Source organism: Marivirga sericea, assembly GCF_900177665.1.
GTDB classification, from domain to species: Bacteria; Bacteroidota; Bacteroidia; order Cytophagales; family Cyclobacteriaceae; genus Marivirga; species Marivirga sericea.
The window spans coordinates 799,947-819,301 of record NZ_FXAW01000001.1; the positions used below are offsets into that span (position 1 = coordinate 799,947).

Below are 19,355 nucleotides of genomic sequence, written 5' to 3' on the forward strand. Positions count from 1 at the left end.
AAAATATTAACAATGGATTTTCAAACTGAAATAACGCTCATACCAAGGTTACTTGTCGCCCTTGTACTCGGTGTTTTGATAGGACTCGACAGGGAAATTGACGGGCATGCCGCAGGAATCAGAACGTATGCTGCCGTTTGCCTGGGTGCGGCTTTAGTCACAATTATCAACTCCCACATTGAAGTTGCAGATCAGACCCGAATTGTTGCCAATATTGTTTCAGGCATTGGCTTCCTGGGGGCGGGTATTATTTTCAGAGATGGATCCAAAAATTTTATTTCAGGTTTGACAACCGCAGCTACTATTTGGGCCACTGCTGCTGTAGGAATTGCTATTGGATATGGCATGTACCTTATCGGGAGTGTCACATCCGCTTTGCTTATTCTATTATTGATTTCACATCATTTCCCTTTTTTAAAAAAGAAAAATATCAGAAAATGAAAAAACTACAAATAAAAATACCATTACTCCTGCCCGAAGTACCGGATGAAAAAGATCAATGTGTACAAAAACTCATTCAACAACTTGAGAATAAAGAAGGCCTTGAGAAAGTACATGTAGCAGATGAAACAGATAATGGCGTACCTCAGCTATGCTTTCACTACGACCCGGAGTTGATCTCCATAGACCGTATCCAGTCGCTGGCAGAGCAAGCAGGGGCGGAAATCACGCAAAAATTTGGACACAAACTCATAGAAGTAGAAGGCATTCGCCATACCCGCCATGCCCGTCATATAGAGCGTGACATTAGGGATATAGCGGGTATTCTAGAAGCCTCCGTATCGGCATCCGGTATGGTACGGGTAGAGTATGATACCGCCAAAACAGATGAGGCCGAAATCCTGAAAGCCCTAAGAAAGGACGGGCTTGATATGCCCGATACGCAGGTGAGTGCCGAACGTTTTCTTGAGCAAGTAAAAGAAAATGAAAAACGCGAAGATCAAAAGGAAGGTAATAAGGAACATGACCATGAGGAAGATGAAGATCATGATCATTCGCATGGCGGCATTTTCGGTAAAAATACGGAGCTGATTTTTTCCATTATCTGTGGAGCATTGCTCGGAATTGGCTTTGGATTGTCTTATGTAGAGGCTGTGCCTTCCTGGGTGAGCCTCGCATTATACATCGGAGCATATTTCTTTGGTGGCTATTTTACGGCCAAGGAAGCCATTCAAACAGTGGCCAAAGGAGGTTTTGAAATTGACTTTCTCATGCTGGTGGCAGCCATTGGAGCTGCTATTTTGGGAGAATGGGCAGAAGGTGCTTTGTTATTGTTCCTGTTCAGCATGGGGCATGCACTGGAACATTATGCCATGAACAAAGCCCGTAAATCCATTGCTGCTTTGGCAGAACTCGCTCCTAAAACAGCATTGCTTAAGAGAAATGGCAAGACCGAAGAAGTCGGTATTGAGGAATTGAGCATAGGCGACATCATTGTGGTGAAGCCCAATAGTAAAATCTCAGCAGATGGGGTGGTTGTCAGCGGTACAAGTAGTGTGAATCAGGCCCCCATCACCGGGGAAAGTGTGCCGGTAGACAAAGAACCGGTGGATAATCCCGAAAAAGACTGGTCGGAGGAAAAAGACATCAAAGACGAGAACCGTGCTTTTTCGGGTACCATTAATGGCAACAATACGCTTGAAATCAAAGTGATCAAAGAAGCCAAAGACTCTACGCTTTCGCGACTGGTCAAGTTGGTGAATGAAGCACAGACCCAGAAATCACCTACACAGCGGCTCACCGACAAATTTGAAAAGTATTTTGTGCCGTCTGTATTGGTCTTGGTGGTCATACTCAATTTCGCCTTTCTGGTACTGGACGAAACCTTTAGCGAAAGCTTCTACCGTGCAATGGCCGTATTGGTGGCAGCCAGCCCTTGCGCTTTGGCCATAGCCACCCCCAGTGCGGTGCTGAGCGGGGTAGCCCGGGCAGCCAAAGGCGGGGTGCTGATCAAAGGTGGCCGTCCGCTGGAAGATCTGGGTGTACTCACCGCTCTGGCTTTTGACAAAACAGGAACGCTAACAGAAGGTAAGCCCAAGCTCACCGAAGTAATTGCTTTAGGTGATGTAAACGAGGAAGAACTGTTAAAAATAGCAGTAGCCGTAGAAAATCTCAGTGACCATCCTCTGGCCAAAGCTGTAGTGCGGGATGGGAAAGAGCGATTGGATGGGGTTGATATTCCGGAAGCAAAAGACCTGGAAGCGGTACTTGGCAAGGGGATTAAGGCCTCCCTGGGTAATGATAAAGTGTACATCGGCAACCTGGACCTGTTTGAATCTCTGGATGGTAATAAGCCGGAGAAGGAAACAGAAGAAAAAGTAAAGTCGCTGGAGTCAGATGGTAATACTACCATGTTGATCCGTCAAAATGACAAATACATTGGCATTATTGCCCTGATGGATACCCCGAGGGAAGAAGCCAAAAACACATTAAAACGACTGAAAGAAATCGGCATCAAGCGTATGATTATGCTTACGGGTGATAATCAGAAAGTAGCGGATGCAGTGGCCAAAGAGATTGGCCTTACGGATGCATGGGGCAGCCTATTGCCGGAAGAAAAGGTTGAAGCCATTAAAGAACTTAAGGAGAAAGAATCCAAAGTAGCGATGGTAGGTGATGGGGTGAATGATGCCCCGGCCATGGCCAATAGCACTGTAGGTATTGCCATGGGAGCAGCTGGCAGTGATGTAGCCCTGGAAACAGCCGATATAGCCCTGATGGCCGATAAGCTGGAGACCTTGCCTTTTGCAATCGGTTTAAGTAGAAAGGCTAAAGGCATTATCAAACAAAACCTTTGGGTGAGTTTGGGGATAGTTGCTTTATTGATCCCCTCAACCATTTTCGGACTGGCCAATATTGGTATTGCTGTGCTTATCCATGAAGGCTCTACGCTGGTAGTGGTGTTTAATGCCTTGAGATTATTGGCTTATAAGAAGTAAGAAACTTGAATAATGTAAAGTGTTAAAAGCTAAAAGAAGTTTACAAAAAGTCATAGGGAAAGCAACACGTTGGACCTGCCTGAAAACTGAACCTTAACGGCTCAATAATCAACTTTAACTTTAAAAAATGTGAATATGCAAAAATATGATGTAACTATAATAGGCTCTGGCCCTGGCGGGTATGTAAGTGCCATCCGATGTGCTCAATTAGGGTTAAAAACGGCTATTATTGAAAGATACAGCACGTTGGGTGGCACATGCCTAAATGTGGGCTGTATCCCGTCAAAAGCCTGGCTGGAAGCCTCGGAGCATTACTACAAACTCAAACATCAATTTGAAAATTTTGGGATTGATGTAAAAGAAGCTAATGTCGATATCAAAAAAATGAACCAAAGGGTTCAGGATGTGGTAAAGGAAATCATCAATGGCGTTGACTATCTGATGAAAAAGAACAAGGTTTCCGTTTATGAAGGCCACGGCACCATCATGGACAAAAACACGATTGAGATTAAGGCCGAAGATAAACCAGAAACCATAGAAACCGATAAAATTATCATTGCCACAGGGTCCAAACCCGCTTCACTGCCCAATATTGAAATCGATAAAAAGCGGATCATCTCTTCTACCGAAGCCCTTGCTCTAAGCGAAATCCCCGACCATTTAATGGTTGTTGGTGGGGGCGTTGTCGGGGTTGAGATAGGTTCCGTATTCGCCCGCCTGGGTTCAAAGGTATCCATTGTGGAATATCTTGATAGCCTCATTGCCACTATGGATGGCGCTCTGGGACAACAATTGCACCGTTCCCTAAAAAAACAGGGGATTGAATTTTATTTGGAAAATAAGGTGACAGATGTAACAGCCATGGATAATAAGGTGAAATTGAAAGCAGAAAAACTTTCTGATAAAGAAGAGATATCCTTAGAAGGTGATTATTGCCTTATGGCCATTGGCCGAAAGCCGTACACCGTCAATTTAGGCCTTGAAAATATAGGAGTGGAAACCAACGAAAAAGGGCAGATAACGGTAGATGAAAACCTCGAAACCAATATCAAGGGAGTGTATGCCATTGGGGATGTAATCCGAGGGGCAATGCTTGCCCATAAAGCCAGTGAAGAAGGCGTTTTCGTAGCCGAACGGATTGTTGGCCAAAAGCCCTATATCAATTACTCGCTCATCCCAAATATCGTGTACACCCAACCCGAGGTTGCAGGAGTAGGTTTGACAGAGGAAGAATTGAAAAAGGCCAATAAAAATATAAAAACAGGATCTTTTCCATTCAAGGCCAATGCAAGGGCAAAAATAAGTATGGATACCGATGGCTTTATCAAGGTAATTGCAGATAAGGAAACAGATGAGATATTGGGAGTGCACATGATAGGCCCACGCATCGCGGACAGTTATACCGAAGCGGTGGTGGCCATGGAGTTTAGGGCATCTGCCGAAGATGTTGCACGGATGTCGCACGGGCACCCCACATTTTCAGAAACCTTTAAAGAAGCTTGTTTAGCGGCAACAGAAGATAGGGCGTTACATATTTAATGGTCTTAAGTACATTGTAAACTAAATTATGCGGTATTTAGTCATTTAACCAAACTCAGATTACGTTGTATTAAGTTTAAGTTACTGGTTTAAAAATGAAAGATAAATTTTTTAAAGATATAAAGAACATGACAACTATTCCGAAAGACAAAAACTTCGATAGCAGTTTGATACTGCTTCGTGACGGCTATGAATTTATTCAGAAAAAGCGTGAAAATCTTGGGATTGATATTTTTAGTACCCGTTTGATGTTAAAAGAAACAATCTGCATGAGTGGAAAAGAAGCCGCGGAGGTTTTCTATGACACTGAAAAGTTTCAACGCAAAGGTGCTACTCCTAAAAGAGTGCAAAAAACATTATTCGGCCAGAAGGGCGTCCAGACACTGGATAATTCAGCACACAGGCAAAGAAAAGAAATGTTTATGTCTTTGATGAAACCGGATAGCCTTCGGAGGTTCTTGGAAATTCAAAAAAGCTACTGGGAAAAATACATTAGTAAATGGGAGAAAGAAGAGCAAATAATATTATTTAACGAAGCACAGGAGCTCCTTTGCCGTGCAGTCTGTACATGGTCGGGAGTTCCGCTGCGAGAAGAGGAAGTGCAACAAAGAGCCAAGGATTTTGGAGCTATGGTAGATGCCTTCGGAGCCATCGGTCCAAGGCACTGGAGAGGAAAGCAGGCTCGGAAAAGAGCTGAAAAGTGGATTGGTAACCTTATTAAGGAAATCCGTAACGATAAAATTCATGTAGAAAAGGGCACTGCCGCCCACTCAATTGCTTTTCACCGTGAGCTTGATGGCAAATTGTTGGACACAAAGGTTGCAGCAGTAGAACTGATCAATGTATTAAGGCCCACCGTAGCCATAGCCACCTACATTATTTTTACTGGTATTGCTTTACATCAAAATCCACAATACAAAAAAGAAATACAGACAGGGAAAGACAATCTGACAGAAATATTGGTACAGGAAGTACGAAGATTTTATCCATTTACTCCCATGGTAGGCGCCATTGTGCGAAAAGAATTTGAATGGAAAGGATATATGTTTAAGCGTGGCAGGCTGGTGTTGCTGGATATTTATGGAATGCTTCACGATCCTGAATTATGGGAAGACCCCCATGAATTTCATCCTGAGAGATTTATAAACTGGGACGGCAATCCCTTTACCTTAGTTCCACAGGGTGGAGGAGAACATTTACACGGTCATCGGTGTGCGGGTGAATGGCTCACTATTGAATCGATGAAACAAGCTGTAGATTTCCTGATCAATCGGATGACTTATGAGGTACCCGATCAGGATTTGACATTCAGTTTATCGCGTATGCCCACGCTGCCACGCAGTGGTTTTATGATAAGTAAAATAAAAAAATTGCCATATGAATAAAATTAAAACCACGGTTTTATGGATGCTGTTTGATACCTGGAAGGCTAAGAAAGAAGGCTTAAAAGGAATAGAAATACGGCAAAGTAAACGTTTGGCTGATATTGTAGCCTTTGCTCGTGCAAACTCACCTTATTATCAGGAACTATATCAAGAGTTACCAAAGCAGATTGAAGATCCAACACGCTTGCCGGTTACAAGTAAAAAAGAGTTAATGGAGCATTTTAACGATTTCGTCACCGATCCAGAAGTAACCATTGAAAAAGCACAGGCATTTGTTGGTAATACCGAATTCATTGGGGTGTATTTTTTAAACAAGTACACTGTCGCTACTACCTCCGGAACTACAGGAAAAAAGGGAATATTCCTTATTGATGAGAGGAGCTTTAAAGTAGTGGGCGCTCTTGCATTTCGCATGATGATTTCCTGGCTTGGTTTAGGCGACTTCATTCGTATTCTTGTTAACCGGGGCCGTTTGACGATGATAAACGCAATGGGTGGGCACTTTGCTTCCGCCATCGCTGCGGCACGGCTAAAAAAGAAGCGTGACAAAAGGTATCAGGTCCTTCCTGTGAACATGCCCATACCAGATATGGTTAAAAACCTCAACCAGTTCCAGCCCATAATACTTGCCCCCTATGCAAGTATGGGCCCGCTGCTGGCCAGTGAACAGGAAGCTGGACGGCTGCACATAAATCCTTCGCTAATCGTGCTCTCTGCAGAAGGGTTACCTGAAAAAGAGTACCAACGGATTTCAAGGGCATTAAATGCTAAAGTCTACGATAGTTATGCTGCTACGGAATGTCCTTTTATTAGCTACAGGTGCAGATATGGCTGGCTCCATGTAAATAGCGATTGGGTGATACTGGAACCTGTTGACGAGGATTATAAACCAACTCCTCCAGGGAAACAGTCATACACTGTACTTCTAACCAATCTTGCTAATAAAATACAGCCCATACTTCGCTATGACCTTGGAGATAGTATTTTACAAAAACCTGAACCCTGCAAATGTGGTAATCCGCTTCCTGCTATTCGTGTACAAGGCCGCTCTTCTGATGTGCTTACTTTTCCTGCGGATGGGGAAAAAGTATCTATTGCGCCTTTGGCATTCAGCACTGTAGCTGCACGCATTCCCGGAATTGATTTGTTCCAGCTTGTACAGACCAGTCCGACAAATCTTCGTATACGCCTGAAGCTTTCGGCTGGTGCAGAACCTGAGCGGGTTTGGCAAACAATACTCGCAGAGCTAGCTGGTGTGCTAAAAGAGAATAGACTTGAAAACATCACCTTGGAGAAAGCTGAAGAACTGCCTGAACAGACATCCGGTGGTAAGGTTCGTGAGGTAATTCCATTAAAATAATAGACCAGTCATGAGCGGTAATAATAAAAACGAAGAAGCCGAGATCCAGCTTGATGCGGCCAATAAAGCCGATAGAAAAATATTAAAACAGGTCCTGGGAATCAATATGTTTCAGGTGGCACTGGCCGGTATTGTTGGCTTTATTGCAAATTCCACAGGGCTATTGGGTGCTGCACTTGACAACCTGGCTGACTCAGCCGTTTACCTTGTAAGCATTTACGCTGTGGGCAAAGGTGTTGTAGCTCAATCACGCGCTGCAAACCTTTCCGGTGTTCTTTTAATTGGGCTGGGTCTGCTTTTGTTGGGTGAAGTGATCAGGCGTTTTGTTACAGAAGCCGAACCAATTGGCTGGGCGATGATCATTACGGCTATTGTAAATGCGGCAAGTAACCTGCTTGCCTTGCGCTTGCTGAAATCTCAAGGTGAAAGAGGCGTGCACATGAAGGCCTCTATGGTATTTACCAGCAACGATATGCTTGTTAATTTAGGCATTGTGTTATCCGGTATAGCAGTGATGCTGTTAAATTCTCCACTTCCGGATTTGATCATCAGCCTTATAACCGTGGGAATTGTGCTAAAAGGAGGATGGGAAATTCTTAAGGCAGCAAGAATTGCACGCAGTAATGGTGCTACAGCTTCGGAAAATAATAATCAGAAGAAAAAGCATAGAGAATAGATTGGAAATCTAAAATATTATGATTCAAATACCTGATTTTACATTTGCCTGCCATTTTATATTGGAAGGAAAACAAAATAAACTTGTCGATAAATCAGAAGAGGTAGGCCGAATGCTCAACCATATGATTGAAAACCTCGAAAATATAAACCAAGAAATAAATGACGGTACCTTTTGCAAACTGCCAACTGCTTTTGCCAACTATTTTTGGCCAACAAAACTAACGGGTAAACAAAACAACATTTGAAAAAAAGCACATTCATAATAACAAAAATGGACTGCCCCTCCGAGGAGCAGATGATCCGCATGAAGCTGGAGCCTTATAGTGAGGTAAAGCAGCTTTCATTTGATATCCCCCACCGTAAACTGGAGGTATATCACACGAAAAAAGTGGACAAGATTCATCAGGCCATTAGCGAACTCAAACTCAATGACCGGTTGGAAAATACCGAAGATGAAGCTGAGTTGCCGTTGGCTCCTGACGATTCAAAACAGCGAAAAATACTGTGGTGGGTGCTGGGCATCAATTTTGGATTTTTTGTAGTAGAAATGACCACAGGCTGGATATCCAACTCTATGGGCCTGATAGCCGACTCATTGGATATGCTGGCAGATTCCATCGTGTATGCACTAAGCCTGTTTGCTGTGGGTGGTGCTGTTTCCAGAAAGAAAAAAGTAGCCAAATTTAGCGGTTATTTTCAAATGGGATTGGCGCTCTTAGGCTTTTCAGAAGTATTGCGGAGGTTTTTCAGCGAAAGCGAAACACCTCTTTTTCAGTGGATGATCTTCATAGCAATACTGGCCCTCATAGGCAACCTTGTTTCCCTCTGGCTGATCAATAAAGCCAAAAGCGAAGAAGCCCACATGCAGGCTAGCGCCATATTCACTTCCAATGACATTATAGTAAATGGCGGAGTGATCTTGGCGGGGGTGTTGGTTTATTTCCTGGATAGTAAATGGCCCGATTTGGCCATCGGAGGGATAGTTTTCGCCTTCGTGATGCGCGGTGCTGTGAGAATATTGAAACTGACTAAATGAAAAATGCATGACCATCAAAGGAAAACCTCACCTTAAAAAAGCTGCTATAATTGACGAAATAAATGCAAGAGTTTATGACCGATACTGAGATTCGGTGATTTGATAAATTCTGGAAAAATAAGAAAGTGAAATAATACCAACTAAATGTATATGGAAAATCAAAGGGAAAAATACCTCAAAAAGGCTCGTAAAGTTCAGGTTTATAATATCATTTATGATACGATTGAAGTAATAGTATCTCTGATCGCAGGTTTCATTTCCGGCAGTGCTGCTTTAATCGGTTGGGGATTAGACAGTGTAATTGAAGTGGTATCGGCAAGTACATTATGGTGGCGCTTGCACGGTGAAATAAAGGGGAAAGATGACGAGCAGGTCAAAAAAAGAGAAAAAATAACCCTGTACGTAATAGCGACATCTTTTCTGATTGTCAGCGCTTTTATTACGTACGATTCTATTTCAAAACTGATAGCTCAAAACCCTCCTTCCTGGAGTACAGCAGGCATAATCATACTTGTTATCTCCCTTGTAGTAAATCCTATTCTTATTTGGTACAAACACCGCTATGGCAAAAAGCTGGACAGCAAGGAGCTGATCGCTGATTCCAAAGATACCTTTGTGTGTTTATATCAAACCATAGCCGTATTGGGTGGCCTACTCGCTGTACGCTATCTGGATTGGTGGTGGGCCGATCCCGTTGCGGCATTTCTAATTGTGCCCTACGCTCTTAAAGAAGGATGGGAAGCTTTTCAGAATGGAAGAAAGATTTCATATGATCCAAATAAATAAAAAAATTCGAGATAAAGAAAAACAATAGAGTAGCAAGTCGGGAATTTTAAATTTGAAGTAATAAAAATGACAGAGCACTTATTCAACGACTATAAGCACCGTCTCAATGCATTGGATGAAGATATCAGGAAGCTGGCTTTAAAATATGCCGAAGAATTCTATGTCCATAAAAAATGCACAAAGGCAGAAGCTATTGACCGTGCAATTACGAAAGCTGAAATGAAAAAAAGAAAATTATAATTAAAATGCTAAATGTGCGACATAAATTAAGAGTCGTAACTGCCACTTAAATTCTCAATCTCTAGTTTGTTTAACCGTAAATGCAATTTTCATAAAGCCAAAGAAGGGCGATTATATTACTTCCTACTAAGGAACTTGTAGGAAGTAATATGATAACTTTCCAGGAATAAACTTCAGTAAACTTTTTCATAATGAATATTTTGCCCCATTTTTCTTATAAGGCCATTTAACATTAAATAAGTTAAGGAACATATAGAATGGTGATTATTTGTGAAAATGAAATATGTAAACTATTGATTTTAAGAATCTTGAATAATTACCCCAATATTTGTAAAGAGCCATAAATATAAAATTTGTCGAATATATATTCAGGCCTACTGTGCTTTACGTCCCTTTCTTGGCTAGAGGCCATCTATGGAAATCCTCGATTGTTAAACATCATGGGCTTATCGGAGATGCTGATAATATCTTGATTTTTACTTCTTTTTCCGAAGAATTAAAAAATATCTGAAATTATGGGACGGGCTACAATTACAATGATCATTCCCGAATGTTACTTCCTAGTAAGGAAATTGAAGGAAGTAAAATATCTTTTGAACATGGAATTTGAATGTATTTGCTTGTATATAACAGTATCAAATGAGTCGGTGCAGTAGGGGAGCGAGGCTTCTCCTAATCCTCCCAACCGCAAAGTGTTCTTTTGGAATCTTTAGCATCAGCTAAGGTGACTTTAACCACTGCTGCTTTGCAAGCAATTAAGCCCCTGTAATCTTTTTTATAGTGATACTTTTTAGCGTTTTTGCTATCACAAATATAAACATGATCAACTACCGTATTAAATGAAAATAGTAAGATGGTAACAAATAGGAGAGAACTCTTCAGGAATTTCATAGCTAAAGTATTAATTACCGCCGAATATAAGGTATATTCTTATATAGTGAAGCAGTATAATTGAATAAAAACAACACCTTCCGTCTAAAGATTTAGTTCATTCATCTAAAGCTGCTTTTTTAATTAAACTAAAAGTAATACATTGCAATTTTAATGCACCTTCAACTAATACCTTAAAATATGTCAACTACAATTCCCAAATTCAATACTAACTATTCCCAATCGATTAGACGTAGAACAAAATAAAAATTAGATATCATAGCATATGAAATTCTTTAAAAAATTGAACTGATGCACTTAATTCTCCCAAAAATTAAATCGGTTAGACTAGAAGGCTACTACCCTTTATTCGATCAGCCAGTTGAGTTCGATATAGAGAAGGATTTGTATATTCTTTTAGGAGGGAATGGCTTGGGTAAGACTACAATTCTTCAATCTATTATATACGGTGTTGCTGGACCTGCTGACGCGAATATTGAACCGACTCGCGAGGATAAATTTAAACGCTGGGGTAGGGATTATTTTGCTGATAGATTGTCAAACCACTCAAAGGCATATATTGATGTAAAGCTTGAATTTGGAGATAATTCAATCGAAATAAGGAGGGGATTTGCCTCTAATAATATATTAAGCTTCACGAGGAATGGTGAGTTTTTATCAGACAAAAAATCTGAGACTGAAGATCTATTTGAGCAATTCTTAGTAGAAGAAGTAGGCTACTCTGGTTTAAATGAGTTTTACTACATTTTTCATAAGCTTTGTTATCTATCAGAAAATCGAGAGAACTTGGTATGGAATGTGAATGCTCAAACTAGAATTCTTATGCAATTATTTTCTGATACCACTACGGAGTATCAATTTAGAAAAAGGCGGGAAGAATTGAAGAATCTTGATACTAAGATTAGGCATAAAAATGTAGCTGTAAATAAACAGCAGAAGGTTGTTGATCAATTAAAATTAGATCTGTCCACCGAAAAAAAAGCTCATAAAAATGAATCTGAAGATGAGATGATAGCAATGACCGATAATACAGCAAAGGAAAGTGAATTTAAAGATTCTCAAAAAGAACTCGTACAAGTTGGAGAAAAAATTAGAATTACACAGAAACAACTAAAGGAAAGAAAAATTACAGTTGCTCATAAGGCAAGTGAAATTGAAGAATTAAGGCAACAAATTAATAAATACGAGGAAGATTTTCTAATGGAACAGATCAGCCAAATTGAAAACACCGAAACTTCTCATGCGATCTATAAATTAATACATCACAAGCTTTGCCCTTCATGTGGAAATCAAAATGATGAATTACATCAAAAAGCTGTCGAATATATTAAAAACAAGCAGTGCCCGCTTTGTGGAATAGAAAGTTCTTTGGATGAGCCTACGATTAAGCCTGGATGGGAAGCATCAATGTCGGAGTTGCTTAAAGATAAAATCGACATTGAGCAAGAAATTTTACAATTAGAGCCTCAGTTAGAAGAATTGATGGATAGGTCAATTATTCTAAATAATGAGATAAATAAGTTTCTAGTTAATCGGCCTCAAAAAGTAGTTTATATTCACGAAGATGCCCCCCCAAGTGAGAATAAGCTTGCCGAAAATGAGTCGGCTTTAAGTCTACTACAAAAGGAAAAGAGAGATTATCAAATTCAATTTGATAGTTTGCAAAAAGAATTAGATGACACGTACAAAAATTTTGCACAGATTAATAATAGCAGAGTTGAAAGATTAGGTGAAATATATTCAGACTTCGCATCCGATTTCCTTGGAGTGAAATGTGAATTGGAGCCAGTAGTCGACAATTCCGACTTCTTCGATTTAAATCTGTTTGTACCTACTTTCTTAGGTAAAGTCAGAGCAAGGCCAACAAGTTGCTCCGAAGCTCAGAGATTTTTCTTAGACATTGCTTTCAGAATGTCGGTAATTGAATTATCAAATGAAATGAGCAGCCATAAAGGTACTTTTATATGTGAAACCCCTGAGAATGCTTTAGATATTTCCTATATCAACAATGTGACCGAAATGTTCTTCACCTTTTCCAAGGAAAACAATAACACTTTGATAGTTTCAAGCAACATCCAACCCGCGGGAATTGCAGAGACTATCCTTACACGGTTGCGAAAAGATGAGCGACAGCTCCACTTTTTAAATATGATAGAAATAGGAAAGTTATCTGATGTTCAAGCTAATGGTTATGGGGCAGAAGCTATAGAAGAAATACTCGATAGGATATTAAATGAACCTAGATTTTCATGAAAGTAACATATTTAAATCATCGTTTTAAAGATGTTATAATTGCCTTAGCCATTTCTCAAGACTATGAGAGATCTCTTGGAAAAATACAACTTCAAAAATATATATATATAATTGATACTTTATCAGTAATTGCTTCAGTAGTAGCACCTAAAAATGGACATGAGACATATAAGCATGGGCCTTGGGACAGAAAAATTCAAAATGCAGCAGATGCATTAGCTTTTCGTGGTTTTATTAATATCGATAGAAGTTTAACTGGTGAGAGATTTTCTTACTCATTATCAAGTTCAGGAATAGAACTTTTTCAAAGAATCAGGAAAAACACTAATTTTAGCAAACGAGTTAGGCTCTTTGAATTGGTTGGAATAGAAGTAAATAAGAGAGGATGGCATAAATTAAAAGCTTTGGTTTATAGTGAGCCAACATACTTAGGTAGTAAAGGTAGCTGGGGAAATAAATTTGAATATGATAGTTTAATTAGTAATAGTTCTTTAAGGGTACTTAAAGATTTTGATAAGATGTTCTCTGTCCCAGTGGGGGAGGAAAATTTAGTTCCTATCTTCTTTAAATTAATTGAATAAACTATGGGAAAATTTAAATATACTCCTGACACGCTAGATAGGGTAAATAAAGTTTGTAAAGACAAGGCTTTTAAAATTTTTCAAAGGCTTAAAGATCATAGAACATCAGTTACAATCAATGAAATAGAAAGTTGCCTTAAATCATTTTCTGAATTCATTATTGAAAATAATCATGAGATTGGGTCTTTACCTTATGTGTTAGAGGTAGATTTTTCGCAAAATGATGATTCTCCTGGAAATTTGCTATCTCCAAAAGTGATACTTGATGCAATAAAAGACAATGACAATTTACTTCTTTGTACCAAAACATTTGAGGTGAAATCCACAGACAGATTATCGCGTTTGGACAATTTTAGTGTCGCTGATAGATCTTTAAATGAAGCAAACTTATTTTTTTTTATAGAAAATGGATTAGATACTTCAATTTACATTAAGGGAGTTCCAACAATTTATTTCAATCCAATTCATCCAAAGGCCGAGCCACCGCAGAACAACAAGTATAAACGAATTGCACGAGATTATGAATTGGCCTTGATAGACTTTTATAAAGTTGAAGTACGAACGTGGCGAACAGGTCATTGGAAAGACAAGCAAAAAAGAATTTTAATTGGCGATAGAAAAACTGAAGATGTATTTCAACAAGCTTTGTATCAATGGTTGGATCTTAACTTATCTACATGTACTGTGACTCAAAAAGTTAGAAAGCTAAGTACTGATGAGACGGATATTGAGATAATGGAGCACGGTGGCAATAATCACTTATTGGAAATAAAATGGCTAGGTAAAAACCCGAGTACAGAGTATAAATATGATAAAGTTGATGATGCTGTGCATCAAGTAAAGAATTACTTGGAAGAAAATTCAGGTACACTAAGCGCAGCTTTAGTGGTCTATGATGGTCGCACGGAAGAAGAGTTTAATTGCATTGTCAGTGAAAAAGAAGATCCTAATAACTGGAAGCTAATTAAAGAAAGTAATGGAGTTCATTTACCTGAAAAAGGTGTAGGATATATATTCTTCCTCATAAGCAAAACAGCATCTAAAAGAACTTCAGCATAGGTACAACATACGATGGGAAAAGAATTAGTATTAGATGGGCCATATGCCAACGAAGACTTTTATAATTTTAGTTCTACCTCTTTACTACCGCGTCATAGATGGTATTACTTTAAAGAAGGTTTTTCAGTTGGTATTGTTAAAGAAGCAATTCGTGCTCAATCGAAGAATAAATTAAAAATAATTGATCCTTTTAATGGTAGTGGGACAACTGCTTTGACAAGCGCATTAATGGGTCATGATGCCACTGGAGTAGAAGTAAATCCATTTCTTCAATTTGCAACTCAGATCAAAACAACCTGCTTTCAGCCAAAACGTTCGTCTTTTTTAAATACACTTAAGCAAGTTAGTCATGAAAGTAGGGGAGGTTCATATTCTGATTTAGAAGGATTCTCAACATTTACACCAAGCAAAAAACTAAATAAATGGCTTTTTAATACAAGTGTCATTAGGAGATATTCCGGAATAATAAAGTCAATAGAAAAACTTCCAGAACATCAAAAAATAAAGGATATCCTGCGATTTTCAGCAATAGTTGCAACAATAGAAAATAGTAATGCCAAAAAAGACGGAAAGGGACTAAAATATAAGAAAAACTGGAATGAAAAATCTTACAATGGGGAATCACTCTTCTTTAGTTTCGAGGCAATATCAAGAATGATGTTGGATGATCTAATTAGTACACCTCTTCAAGCAGATGAGCCATCTATACACTTATCAGACTCAAGACAGTTCTTATTAAATAAAGATTTTTCAGAAGAAGAATATGACTTGGTGGTAACAAGCCCTCCATATATGAATTCATTTGACTATACAGATGTATACAGAGCAGAGCTATTTCTTGGGGGATTCGTAAAGAACAATGTCGAATTAAATCTTTTACGCCATAAAACCGTGCGATCTCATGTTCAAGTTGACTGGAATAAAGAAATCTCGTACGAATCAGAACTTCTTAGACCATATTTCGAAAAATTAGAGGAAAGTAAAGAAATTTTATGGAGCAGTCGAATCCCTTTGATGATGAAGGCTTATTTAGATGATTTAAATACAGTATTAAAAGGACTTTATAATAGGTTAAAAAAAGGGGGAGAGGTTTGGTTAGTTGTTAGCACTTCAGCATATGCTGGTGTTCACATACCCGTAGATATTCTTATTGGCAATATAGGCCATGATCTTGGATATAGTTTGAAAGGAATTCATTGCCTCCGATATTTACGTACATCCTCGCAGCAATACAATCAATTAGGTACAAAAAAAGCTCCACTTAGAGAATCATTAATTATATTAAAGAAATAGATATCTTATAAAATCTTAATAAGAACAATTTCAATATTATAGTCATAAACATTTAGTAATAATTAAGAACAAAAGTCATACTTCAACCCATAGTAAGGTCTTCGAAAAATTAGGATTGATTCATTGAGGTTATGTAAGGAATATCTAGAAAAGTAGAATTGGTAATTGTCTAACGGTTACATAAGTTATTTAAGAATATAAATCATAAGTTCGTCTTTTGTCCAACTTTTATTGATGTTAAGATTCAGCTTAGCTACCTTCGTCTTTGATCTGCGAAGTTTCGCATATAGATTTCAGGTCTACATTAGTTTAAAATTCAATAATCAATTTATGATTGCTATTAAAGAATCCTTTGCAAAAATTCTCGAACAACCAGATAGAGTAGCTTTTCGTGATTTAATGAAGTCTAATTTTGGTGAACTAAATTATATTGACTTTAAAGCAGAATGGATTGACAGTGATAAAACTGCTCGCCATATTTTAGCAATGGCAAATTCTGGAGGTGGTATAATTGTATTAGGAGTCAGCGAAGAAGATGGTGAGATTGAGCCAAGAGGGCTCAACAAAATTAAGGATAAAGCAGATGTTACTAACTCTTTAAATAAATTTTTACCCAATAATTTAGAATATGAAATACTAGATTTTACTTATAAGGAGTCCGAATACGATAAACTTAAAGGTCTTAAGTTCCAGCTTATTTTAATCACTGATTTACCCCGGTATATTCCTTTTTTATCAAGAAGTGAAAGTTCGACAATAAAGAAGGACCAGATCTATATAAGAAGAGGCACGCAATCCATTCAAGCAAATTATGAAGAGCTTCAAAAGCTTTTCAACCGGAGAATTGAATCAGAATACGACTCAACTTCTGAAAAAGAACTGGAGGAGCATCTAGCACAACTCAAAACTTTATATAAGCAGATCAAAAAGCATTTTAATATAAGTACAATTGATATTCCCGAAGATGAACTGAAAGAAATTTTCGAGGAACAGGAAGCTTTTAGGAGCAAAAACAAGAATTATCCTGATGAAGGATTTGATGAATTTGTACTGAAGTTGATAACTATAAAAAAGGAATTAATTATTAGCCAAATTAAAAAATAATATAGATGTATCAGATATTTATTTAAAAAAGTAGAAATCCATGGTGAATACATGTAGGATAATTAGAAATGTAGAATTTAAGTAATGCTTAATAGAAGCTAAAATGTTTGTGATACTTAATACTAGAGTTGTATTATCCATGATGAAATAGTATTCAAAAAATTGTCTATAAATTGATTGGCGAGTAGGGCATACTCACCTCTTTGAATATTTTGTTTTTTTTTGAAAAAGATGATTTGGGTTGTCAAATATTACTGTTTGATAATCACTCTTAGACTTTAACAAGGCACTTTCCATAATGTCTCTACTTTGTTCAATCGAAACTTATTCATCATTAGCTGCCATAAGTGCTAAATGTTCTGTTATAATTTTATCCTCCTTGCCGCCATGCTTTGCATGGTGGTAAGGTTTTCGCCTAAACAGCGGGAGAGAGGTGAGCTTAGAAATGAAGCACTATTATTCTTTTCAATTAGACCGATGATTTAGAAATCAGATGCACCACCTTGTTCATACTCAATCTTAAGTATTCGCCAGTTGAATTCACCGGCAGGAGTTTTTACAATGACTTCATCACCTGCCATTTTGTTTAAAAGCGCTTTTGCCAGCGGTGAGTCCATCGAAATATAATCTTTATTGCCAATAAGCTCTTCGTATCCCACAATACGGAATCGTCTTTTTAGTCCTCTATCAAGGTTCTCAACTTCCACCAAGGCGCCAAACATTACTTTGCCTTCTTGATGAGGGTGATAATGAATTACTTTAAAGTTATCTATGCATTTGCGTAGGTAACGAATGCGACTATCAATTTCACGTAAGCGTTTTTTATTGTAATGATAATCAGCATTTTCTGATCGGTCACCTAAACTGGCGGCCCATGAAACCTTGGCCGTAACATCTGGACGTACAACTTTCCACAAATGATCATGCTCTTCGTGCAACTTTTGAAATCCTTCAGCAGTAATCATTTGCGAACGATTCAATTTAGGCAGTGTTGATTCCGGAATTTTACGTCTCATGTTTTAATGGTCTTATTATAGCGCAGGCGAAAATTAATAGATTAATATCTGTTTGTAAAGGAAGTCATGTGATAGTTTAGATCAAAGTGTAGTTATCGATGTTATATAATTTATATTATGTTAAGTTACTATTTTTTAATACCCACCTATTCTTTATTATCTTCTTTTCAAATGGCTGTAATCTGAGCAGCGCCCTATCATGATGAAATTGTTATTTCTCTTATACACTGCTTAAGCGGTCCAAAGTCTAAAGCGCTATTTGCAATTGTATGTCCTGTGGTGAAGAGTTCTTTATTTTAAGCACTGTATTTTGTCTTTAAATTATTCATGCTAGGACCTCATAATTGTAAGCGTTCTATTTTCACTTCAGCCTAGCCATTGTACAGCTTTGTAATTCTAAGCGAAAATAGCGCTTTAGGAAATCAGACTATCTTCCTCAAGTGTGCACGCTTTTTCCTGAAGCCTAATGCATTGATGGATGTCATCCTATAAAGTAAACGCCTGGCTTCCATTTCATCCATAGGAACTTATGCAGTATTCAACTTAACATAATATTTTATGGAATGGAGTTCTAAGCCTATGAGATTTTATCAGCTTAATATCTATCAAAGATATTGAACACATTAGGCTCATATATTCGTATTGGGTTAATATCGATCAAATCAAGGATCAAAAACTATGAACTTTCTATCTTTGTGTCTCATTATAATTATTAAGCATGGAAACAGCAGTCACCACTATCGCATCCATAAAAGTGCAGGATTTTGACGATCATGAGGTCAACTTACTTGAAAAGTACAAAGGAAAGCCACTATTGATCATTATTTATAACAATCAATGTTTAGGATGCACTGGCAGAGCAATTCCTTTAGCTTATGAATATCAACAGGAATACCCTAATCTACAAGTAGTTGGGATTCACAGCATTTTCAATAAAAAACCAGTTACCGAAGAAGACATTAAAAGCATTTTCACCACCAAGGAACTCCCCTTCCCTATTTATTTAGATCAAAATCATCAGATCTATGATCAATTTGAATCAGAGGGAACTCCACAATGGCTTTTAATTACAGCTGAGGGAAATATGTACAGATCGATCTTTGGGTCGCAATTAGGTGCGCAAAATAGATTGATGTACGCATTGGATGAGCTTTGCGCTGTATAAAAGCAGTCTCAGGATTTCTACAGTAAACTC

At 38.3% G+C, this 19,355-nt stretch carries 18 protein-coding genes; 16 read left to right on the top strand and 2 right to left on the bottom strand.

Annotation, left to right across the window (positions count from 1 at the left end):
- Positions 1 to 12 precede the first annotated feature (12 nt).
- The 10 genes from B9Y84_RS03140 (at position 13) to B9Y84_RS20535 (ending at position 9,963) form a co-directional block, all read left to right on the top strand.
- Positions 13 to 441 (top strand): MgtC/SapB family protein, encoded by a 429-nt coding sequence (locus B9Y84_RS03140; protein ID WP_176223691.1) that lies wholly within the window; start codon positions 13 to 15, stop codon positions 439 to 441.
- The gene (locus tag B9Y84_RS03145; RefSeq protein WP_085515634.1) at positions 438 to 2,939 is read left to right on the top strand and encodes a heavy metal translocating P-type ATPase; all 2,502 of its coding nucleotides are present in this window, start codon (positions 438 to 440) and stop codon (positions 2,937 to 2,939) included. Before B9Y84_RS03140 ends, B9Y84_RS03145 begins: the two co-directional genes overlap by 4 nt.
- Before the next feature lie 135 nt (positions 2,940 to 3,074).
- On the top strand, positions 3,075 to 4,478 hold the full coding sequence (gene lpdA, locus B9Y84_RS03150) for a dihydrolipoyl dehydrogenase (protein WP_085515635.1): 1,404 nt from the start codon (positions 3,075 to 3,077) through the stop codon (positions 4,476 to 4,478).
- A 95-nt stretch (positions 4,479 to 4,573) separates the two neighbouring features.
- Positions 4,574 to 5,863: a CYP152 family fatty-acid peroxygenase CypC gene (locus B9Y84_RS03155; RefSeq protein ID WP_245830812.1), complete on the top strand. Its 1,290-nt coding sequence runs from the start codon at positions 4,574 to 4,576 to the stop codon at positions 5,861 to 5,863.
- On the top strand, positions 5,856 to 7,223 hold the full coding sequence (locus tag B9Y84_RS03160) for a phenylacetate--CoA ligase family protein (protein ID WP_085515636.1): 1,368 nt from the start codon (positions 5,856 to 5,858) through the stop codon (positions 7,221 to 7,223). The genes B9Y84_RS03155 and B9Y84_RS03160 overlap by 8 nt, the downstream gene beginning before the upstream one ends.
- Positions 7,224 to 7,233: 10 nt before the next feature.
- Positions 7,234 to 7,899, top strand: a complete 666-nt coding sequence (locus B9Y84_RS03165) for a cation efflux transmembrane domain-containing protein (protein WP_085515637.1) — start codon at positions 7,234 to 7,236, stop codon at positions 7,897 to 7,899.
- Between the two features lie 19 nt (positions 7,900 to 7,918).
- On the top strand, positions 7,919 to 8,146 hold the full coding sequence (locus B9Y84_RS03170; RefSeq protein WP_085515638.1) for a hypothetical protein: 228 nt from the start codon (positions 7,919 to 7,921) through the stop codon (positions 8,144 to 8,146).
- Positions 8,143 to 8,937, top strand: a complete 795-nt coding sequence (locus B9Y84_RS03175) for a cation efflux transmembrane domain-containing protein (protein ID WP_176223692.1) — start codon at positions 8,143 to 8,145, stop codon at positions 8,935 to 8,937. Before B9Y84_RS03170 ends, B9Y84_RS03175 begins: the two co-directional genes overlap by 4 nt.
- 150 nt (positions 8,938 to 9,087) lie before the next feature.
- Positions 9,088 to 9,723 (top strand): cation diffusion facilitator family transporter, encoded by a 636-nt coding sequence (locus B9Y84_RS03180; RefSeq protein ID WP_085516028.1) that lies wholly within the window; start codon positions 9,088 to 9,090, stop codon positions 9,721 to 9,723.
- 66 nt (positions 9,724 to 9,789) lie between these two features.
- A complete protein-coding gene (locus tag B9Y84_RS20535; RefSeq protein ID WP_176223693.1) occupies positions 9,790 to 9,963 on the top strand; it encodes a hypothetical protein in 174 nt (57 codons plus the stop codon).
- A gap of 672 nt (positions 9,964 to 10,635) precedes the next feature.
- Here B9Y84_RS20535 and B9Y84_RS03185 read toward each other — a convergent pair.
- Entirely contained in the window at positions 10,636 to 10,854 is a 219-nt protein-coding gene (locus B9Y84_RS03185; protein WP_221406404.1) for a hypothetical protein, read from the bottom strand.
- A 291-nt stretch (positions 10,855 to 11,145) separates the two neighbouring features.
- Between B9Y84_RS03185 and B9Y84_RS03190 the strand changes: the two genes are divergently transcribed.
- The 5 genes from B9Y84_RS03190 to B9Y84_RS03210 all read left to right on the top strand — a co-directional run bounded on the left by B9Y84_RS03190 (position 11,146) and on the right by B9Y84_RS03210 (position 17,144).
- The gene (locus B9Y84_RS03190) at positions 11,146 to 13,107 is read left to right on the top strand and encodes an AAA family ATPase (RefSeq protein ID WP_085515640.1); all 1,962 of its coding nucleotides are present in this window, start codon (positions 11,146 to 11,148) and stop codon (positions 13,105 to 13,107) included.
- Positions 13,104 to 13,688, top strand: a complete 585-nt coding sequence (locus B9Y84_RS03195; protein WP_085515641.1) for a hypothetical protein — start codon at positions 13,104 to 13,106, stop codon at positions 13,686 to 13,688. Before B9Y84_RS03190 ends, B9Y84_RS03195 begins: the two co-directional genes overlap by 4 nt.
- A gap of 3 nt (positions 13,689 to 13,691) precedes the next feature.
- Positions 13,692 to 14,747, top strand: coding sequence for a hypothetical protein (locus B9Y84_RS03200; RefSeq protein WP_085515642.1), 1,056 nt, complete (start codon positions 13,692 to 13,694; stop codon positions 14,745 to 14,747).
- A 12-nt stretch (positions 14,748 to 14,759) separates the two neighbouring features.
- A complete protein-coding gene (locus B9Y84_RS03205) occupies positions 14,760 to 16,040 on the top strand; it encodes a DNA methyltransferase (protein ID WP_085515643.1) in 1,281 nt (426 codons plus the stop codon).
- A gap of 330 nt (positions 16,041 to 16,370) precedes the next feature.
- Entirely contained in the window at positions 16,371 to 17,144 is a 774-nt protein-coding gene (locus B9Y84_RS03210; RefSeq protein WP_176223694.1) for an AlbA family DNA-binding domain-containing protein, read from the top strand.
- A gap of 482 nt (positions 17,145 to 17,626) precedes the next feature.
- Here the strand turns inward: B9Y84_RS03210 and greB are convergent, their stop codons facing one another.
- Positions 17,627 to 18,160 (bottom strand): transcription elongation factor GreB, encoded by a 534-nt coding sequence (gene greB / locus B9Y84_RS03215; protein WP_085515645.1) that lies wholly within the window; start codon positions 18,158 to 18,160, stop codon positions 17,627 to 17,629.
- A 718-nt stretch (positions 18,161 to 18,878) separates the two neighbouring features.
- Here greB and B9Y84_RS03220 point away from each other — a divergent pair.
- Positions 18,879 to 19,325 carry a TlpA family protein disulfide reductase gene (locus B9Y84_RS03220; protein WP_085515646.1) on the top strand — a complete coding sequence of 149 codons (447 nt, stop codon included), beginning with the start codon at positions 18,879 to 18,881 and terminating at the stop codon, positions 19,323 to 19,325.
- Positions 19,326 to 19,355 lie beyond the last annotated feature (30 nt).